This is a genomic window from Telluria sp. Soil_C_11, assembly GCF_057657395.1.
In genome coordinates this window covers 21,747-28,294 of sequence record NZ_JBDGIN010000027.1, presented here as the reverse complement: position 1 = coordinate 28,294, position 6,548 = coordinate 21,747, and the positions used below count along the sequence as shown (strand labels likewise).

The 6,548-nt window shown below is 49.5% G+C and carries 4 protein-coding genes and 1 pseudogene; 2 read left to right on the top strand and 3 right to left on the bottom strand.

The window, feature by feature from the left end; genetic code table 11:
* Positions 1–34: 34 nt before the first annotated feature.
* A pseudogene (locus AC3A6M_RS24025) lies at positions 35–421 on the bottom strand (IS3 family transposase); the annotation flags it as partial.
* 413 nt (positions 422–834) lie between these two features.
* Here AC3A6M_RS24025 and AC3A6M_RS24020 point away from each other — a divergent pair.
* Positions 835–1,251 carry a hypothetical protein gene (locus AC3A6M_RS24020; protein WP_487855241.1) on the top strand — a complete coding sequence of 139 codons (417 nt, stop codon included), beginning with the start codon at positions 835–837 and terminating at the stop codon, positions 1,249–1,251.
* A gap of 349 nt (positions 1,252–1,600) precedes the next feature.
* Entirely contained in the window at positions 1,601–3,355 is a 1,755-nt protein-coding gene (locus AC3A6M_RS24015) for an ATP-binding protein (protein ID WP_487855240.1), read from the top strand.
* Between the two features lie 481 nt (positions 3,356–3,836).
* On the opposite strand, the gene AC3A6M_RS24010 is transcribed toward AC3A6M_RS24015, so the two are convergent.
* Both AC3A6M_RS24010 and AC3A6M_RS24005 read right to left on the bottom strand, forming a co-directional pair.
* On the bottom strand, positions 3,837–5,150 hold the full coding sequence (locus AC3A6M_RS24010; RefSeq protein ID WP_487855239.1) for a hypothetical protein: 1,314 nt from the start codon (positions 5,148–5,150) through the stop codon (positions 3,837–3,839).
* A gap of 147 nt (positions 5,151–5,297) precedes the next feature.
* Entirely contained in the window at positions 5,298–6,452 is a 1,155-nt protein-coding gene (locus AC3A6M_RS24005) for a hypothetical protein (protein WP_487855238.1), read from the bottom strand.
* Positions 6,453–6,548 lie beyond the last annotated feature (96 nt).

The following is a 6,548-nucleotide window of genomic DNA, read 5'->3' as shown; positions in this document are numbered from 1 at the left end:
GCATCACACCAAAACAGAAACTTGCCCTTGCCGCTTAACCTCTACTTTTAGCGCGCTCTAAAAATGGGGGGATTACCACATCAGCACGTAAATCATCCCTGGTCCGGTAGTGCTTTTTGCTCAGGCGCTCGGTCTTGAGCGTCGAGAAGAAGCTTTCCATCGCAGCGTTGTCCCAGCAATTACCACGACGACTCATGCTGCAAACGATTCCGTGGGACTCGAGCAACCGCTGGAAATCCTCACTCGTGTATTGCGAGCCTTGGTCGGAGTGATGCAGCACCGCGCGAGGACGGCCGCGACGGAAGATGGCCATCAGCAGAGCGTCCATTACCAGCTGTGCCGTCATCGTCGGCTGCATCGACCAGCCCACTACACGCCGCGAGTACAGGTCGAGGACAACAGCGACGAACAGCCAGCCTTCGCGGAATGCACCCGCTCCAGCGCTAGCTAGGCGCGGACCACCGAGTATCACGAAGTATCAAGGGTTTTGATACTTTCTCACCATATGGAACGACGGGCTCATTCGAAGCGTATGGCGCGAGCACAATCTTGTGACATTAGGAGAGCTCATGCGTAAATTCGCGCGGAAACGACAGTCGAGTTGCTGTAACCATAATTTCCGAAGAGAACGCAAAAACTGGTCATAATATGGTTTTTCCCAACGCCGTTACCATTTCTGATGCTTGACGATATTAAGAAAACATTATGGGCGGCAGCCGACAAGCTATTTTTTATAGCCCTCTTTCTTTTTGATAAGGATGTCCCCACATAAATTACAAGGCTGACTGCAACATCACGGCCCTAACTCACGCCCGTACCTCACTTAGGAAAAACATGAGCATTATCCAAATCACTTCGCTGACTGACAAACTGAAAGACGGCACATATAAAACCGACCCGGTATGGATCAATCCGGAGCATGTGAATCATGTCCGCCCAGCACACGGCTCCCAGATGGGTCAGGCAATTATCACGTTAGGGTTCACGCCGCGGGAGAGTCTTGGTAAATTCGATGAAGGCAAAGACCTGATCGCGGTTGATTCTCCCGTAAGTGCAGTAGCTGGCCAGATAGCGGGGCTTGTTGCAGTCAAGATTTACAACACTGCTTCTGGCGAGGCGACCGTAGACGCATATGTGAACGCAAAACGCGTAAAGAAGGTCCGGAAGATCAACGGAAAGTACTATACACTTTCATTTGTTGACGGTTCTGAGCTGGATATCCTTGACGCAGTGTCAGTAATCAATGCGTAGATTTAAGACACGCATATGAAGTTAGGGTAACCGACGCGCGAAAAAAAAGCCTCCTAGCTAGCTGGCGAGGCTTTTTACTTAGCAAGTCGGGTCGAGATTAAGCATGTAGACTTGCCGAGCAATGTGTGCATGGGTGGCAAAAATCGCCCAACCGTACAGATTTGCATGGACAACCCTAGCAAGGGGAATACTTCGTTCTCCGTCAACTATTTTTTGCACGTCAGGGTTACTGTACTGGCGATCGTGACAACTCTGCAGAAAGACGTTTGGTCACTTGTATGGCCGCATACGCGCGTGATGACTGCGTAATGTAGTTGAATCTCTAGATTGAAGGTGAGGAGCCGAAGGAATGGGAGCAAAAACAGCACGCTTTCAGGTTGATTCAAGGTTGGCCCGACTGCTGAGCCAGGAATATCCGTCAACGGAAAAGGCGCTCAAGGAACTCGTTGACAACGCCTGGGATGCGGATGCTGAGAACGTTCACATCTCGCTTCCAGCGCCGATGACCGATGCGCCCATTGTTATCTCTGACGATGGCTCCGGCATGACAAGGGCAGAGCTTGAATCGCACTACTTGGCTATCGCGAGGGACCGGCGCGACCATCGCGGTGAGAGAACGGCTGGCAAGCAACGGCTGGTCAAGGGGCGAAAGGGCATCGGCAAATTTGCCGGCCTGATGGCAGCCGCCGAGATGACGCTAGAAACCCGTGCGAGAGGAACGCTTAGTCGGTTCACGCTGCGGATGAAAGATCTCGCTGGTGTCGAAGACATTGAGCACCTGCCAATCCAGATCAATACCGAGCGTTGCGACCCGGAATCACACGGCACTACTATCACCTTGCACTCACTCCATGGTGAGCTGGCGTTTCCTGACGCTGCAAGAATGCGCCAGGTTTTGATCTTCGAATACGGGCGAGCAGCAGCCTTTGCCGTCTACGTCGACAAGAAATTACTGGGCGTCGACGACGTTGCCGGAACTTTTACGAACCAGACGTTGAACGTTGCCGGCGTCGGTCCCGTCCAGCTTCGATTTGTAATTGCCGACGAGCGGTCGGCACAACGGCAGGCCGGCATCGTCTTGCGTGTGGATGGCAAAGTCGTGGGCAAGCCGTCCTTCTTTGGCCTTGATGAGCGTGAAGACTTTCCGCAGAAACTGAAAACCAAGCTGTACGGAGAAATCGAAGCCGATGGCCTTCGCGACCATGTGACAGCAGGCTGGGACAGCGTGATTGAGAACAGCACCCTTTTGTTAGCTATCACAGAGCAAGTCCAACCCATATTGATCGCCGCCTTCAAAGAGCGATATCGCAGAGAGATTCAATTTGCCCAAGCGCGAATCAATCGGTCGATCAAAGACCGGCTCTCTGCCATGCCCGAGCACCGGCGCGAGTTCGCGGATAAGGCGGTGCGCCGCGTATTGGAGCGCTTCTACGGCGACGAACCAAGCAAGCTGGAGCAGTACGTTCACGTGCTGCTCGACGCGATTGAGCACGCTGAATACGGCGCGGTCTTGTCCCACATCCATGATGCGTCTCAAAAAGACGTGGTGGCTATCTCGGCGGCGCTGGACGAGTTTGGTATGGCCGACATGGCCATGCTGGTTAGTCAGGCCAAAGCACGCACGCAGTTCCTCGACGAGCTCGAAGCACTCGCAAGGAATCCAGAAACGCGTGAGGTCGAGATGCACAAGGCCATCGAGCGCAATCTGTGGATCTTGGGGACGAGTTTCACCTTCTTTCGTTCCAACCAGACGCTGAAGCGCACGGTGGAGGAAGCGCTGGGCCGCAAGTACGACGGCGCCAAAGCTTTAGAGCGCCCCGACTTGTTGCTCAACGAGGACCTAAATGGAACGTGTCTCCTGATCGAGTTCAAGCGCCCATCGCATGCGCTGAACCACGACGACTACATCCAGGCCATCAGCTACCGGCACGAGCTGTTAAAGCACATGGCGAAGCCGATCCGGGTGCTGCTAATGGGAGGCCGGAGGTCTTCGGACTTTCCGGTTGGGCAGCGTGAGGCCGAGGTTGAAGCGTTCGCCTTTTCCGATGTTATTGCGTCGGCACGACGAGCGATCGACTGGCAACTTTCAGTCAATCATTTTTGATGCACTCTGAAATCGATATTCGCCCCAAGAGCAGCCGTTTATCCGAGAAACGCTTCGCAGTCGGCATTTGCCAAACAGCCGCGTAACATACTCCTCAACGTCTGTCGGGGTGGTCGCGACGCGATCCTCGCGAGGGGATCGAGTCACCACCTGAGGTTATTACTTTGCGTCTAGTGTACGGGCAACGTTGCGTAGCGTGCATAAAAGTGTTCACAGATCGCTTCTTTCGCTTGTAAAAGTATGCGTCGCGACGCGATTGGGGAGGCGCATGCGAGCTCATGAGAGACCGGAATCGACCCAGAGGTTACACGTTGACTAACGGTAGAGATGAGCCGGAGCGCCTTGCGATTTCTGGCTCTATTGGCGTTCGCAGTGTCGCTCACAAACTACTAACTTCCCATTATCGCAACAATAGTCGTCTACTAAGCTTTGACGGACATCCGATTTCGAGCGCAAGACTGTTGCTTCCCTAAGCTGAACATCAATTTTCATCATCTTCGCGAACCAACCACTCTGCCCGATTAGCACGCAATAACGCGTCGAGTTCTGGTTGTGTGAACAAGTTGGTTAGTCGAAGCTTTTCAATTAAAACTGAGTATGCCGTCGCGCCGGGAAGATCAGCACCGCTGGTTACAGGGAACCTTATCAGGGTAATAAAGTCATCTTTAGATAGCAAGTCGAAAATAGGAAAAATGGCGCGATTGATAACTTCATTTGCAGAATTCCAACTACCGACCCTTGACAACAGCTCGAGCGCACGAGCTTTCGAAAACTCTCCTAACCCAAATGACAAGGCAGCTGTATGAAGGTTCTCGACGTTCATATTGGCGAACTTGGCCTTAATCGTTTCAGCCAACTCTGGAACGCTTTTAATTTTTGAGAGAGTAGGCAAAATCAAGACCGGGTCACTATTCTGGATACACAAAATAATCTTTTCTTTGCTATATTGTTCTAAGAATCTCCAGGAATTCGAAACACTGGCAATGAGAAATATCGCGCGCACAAGTTCCGCATCAGAGGCATCATGCATAATGCGATTGAATTGCTTTGTTAGCCTAACTTCAGCTTGAGGCCGATACATTTCTACGATTGCTTCTAAAGCCGAGCCAGCCTGTTCTTTCCAATACATTGGACTATCTGGCTTAAAGTAGTCAAAGATCACCATGTCGATAAAACTGTTGATCAATGCCTCATTTGCCCTTCCCAATGCTGAAGCCCTTAATTGCGTTACCGCCTGATTGACATCTAAAGGGAAATATGCAGAACTGACCAAACTCTGAAGACGGGCAAGCTGAGCTTTGCCTTGTACTGGGGGCTGAGAAAGAACATGGGAGACCGCATTTGTTAAGTGCAGCCGAGCCTGTTCTGCTGAGGGACGATAAGGCTCCCCTATGCGTTGAAAAGACGGGTGAGCACAGCGATGACGGTCCTCACGCAACCGCTCAAGATCTATCATTTGCTGTTGATCAAAGAACTGCAATTCCCTGCGGCAAGTCCCAATAAGCTCGCGCTCAAACTCTAACGCACCTTTTATGCCCTGGTCGTTCCCATTTTCGATCTGTTGAATATATTGTTCGTATTTATTCCAAATAGTAACTGCTCGCGCTTCGCCAGCCACAGACAGCTCGCGGATTTTGTCAACCAAGTCAAAAATGACTGCGATCCAAACACTTACTATCGTTGCCCGATATGCACCAGATCGATAGCAAAGTACTGCATCTGAAATATATGTTTTTGATTGCTCAGAGCGGCAACGCAAAGTTAAAACCTCAATGTCGATAAGAGTCTCATTCATGTAATTTTAATATTTCTGGCTAAAGGTTTTTGCGTTTTGATGATTACGTAATTTCAAGCATGCATCTATCCACAATCTGATGCAAGAAAGTCATTAACGACGCTTATAATTTTAGAAGGACTACGTAGCGCAAATCCAAGCGCTCGCCTAATAATCCATGTTATCGTGTATATCTCGCATTCGATTCCAGTGCATAATGAATTGCTCAAGCTCTTCCTTAGTAGAAGAATTCAGCTTGGCATATTGTGACAAGCTGTCTTGATCCCATGACGGATCTACGCCCCCATCGGCTAGAGCGCATGGTATAGACAAATTATTTTTGGCGAGGAATATATCTACATCGTCAAAAAGTTTACACACTGACGTGTGATCCTCGGTATCAACAGGAATAAATTGAAAGCGCGCACTCTTCTTAACGCGGCTGAGATTTCCAGGAATAGCTCCGACGTTTGGCACGTGACAAAAGATAGAACCGCCGTCGTTTTCAATTCCGCCATGAGCAAAAGGGTTACGGATTCTTTCTTTTAATTCGCGAAGACGTGCTAGTAATTGGCGAAATTCTTGGGAAGTAGGCTCTGGCGCTATCGTTCGAAGTTTATCATCCCATTTAGCCCCTAACGTGGCTTTAAACTCTCCGTCACCGAGGCTCTTACCAGTAAAAGCACGAAGTAATGTTGTACGATGTTCGAGGTAGCTAAAGTAAGCGTCTATCATCGCTACAAAGTAATAGAAGCCTTCATGTCTAACCCTCATTGCTTCGCCAAATCCATTTAAAATCGACTCCAGGCTTCCCGCTTTAGGTTTTCTCTTTGGCTTTAATTCAATTTCTGCAGCCTTAGCATACGACAAGTCTGCCTTTTCGCGGAAAAACTCGTAACGATCTCGGAATTCACTAGTCCGATTTGCTAAAGTAACCTCACCACGATTGATCACTGCGTTTACGAGTGGCATTAAATGCTTTTCGAGACGCCTCAAGGCGGACTGTAACTGGCCTATAATTCGCCTAGGATGAAGAGGACTATTTTTTGGATGCCAAATACGTAGCCCGAATTTTGCTAATTCAACGCTTACTGGAACACCATCGACGCTAAATTGTATGGACCAACGTACTTTTTCGCTGTGTCCAAACCATTCAAACCTCATTACATCTCTTAATAAGATAAGTAAGAGTTCTGGGACGGGAAAATCTTCTCGAGATGGGCGGAACGACTCCCAATCATCAGAAACTGGGGCTGTTTCCTTGCTAAATCCTTTAAGGTCACGCTCAAAAGCAAGCAATACACTCGACGACAATTCAATCATGCGGTTAAGTATTTAACTTAAATTAAAGAAACGGGTGCAGTCCAAGATTACTAAGATGGCGAACACGATTAACGATTCTTTGTCAAAAATCCTACA

What these genes read in the sequence shown, in the direction of transcription:
- AC3A6M_RS24020 (WP_487855241.1), top strand. Translation starts at nt 835, where the DNA reads ATGAGCATTATCCAAATCACTTCGCTGACTGACAAACTGAAAGACGGC.
- AC3A6M_RS24015 (WP_487855240.1), top strand. Translation starts at nt 1,601, where the DNA reads ATGGGAGCAAAAACAGCACGCTTTCAGGTTGATTCAAGGTTGGCCCGA.
- AC3A6M_RS24010 (WP_487855239.1), bottom strand. Translation starts at nt 5,150, where the DNA reads ATGAATGAGACTCTTATCGACATTGAGGTTTTAACTTTGCGTTGCCGC.
- AC3A6M_RS24005 (WP_487855238.1), bottom strand. Translation starts at nt 6,452, where the DNA reads ATGATTGAATTGTCGTCGAGTGTATTGCTTGCTTTTGAGCGTGACCTT.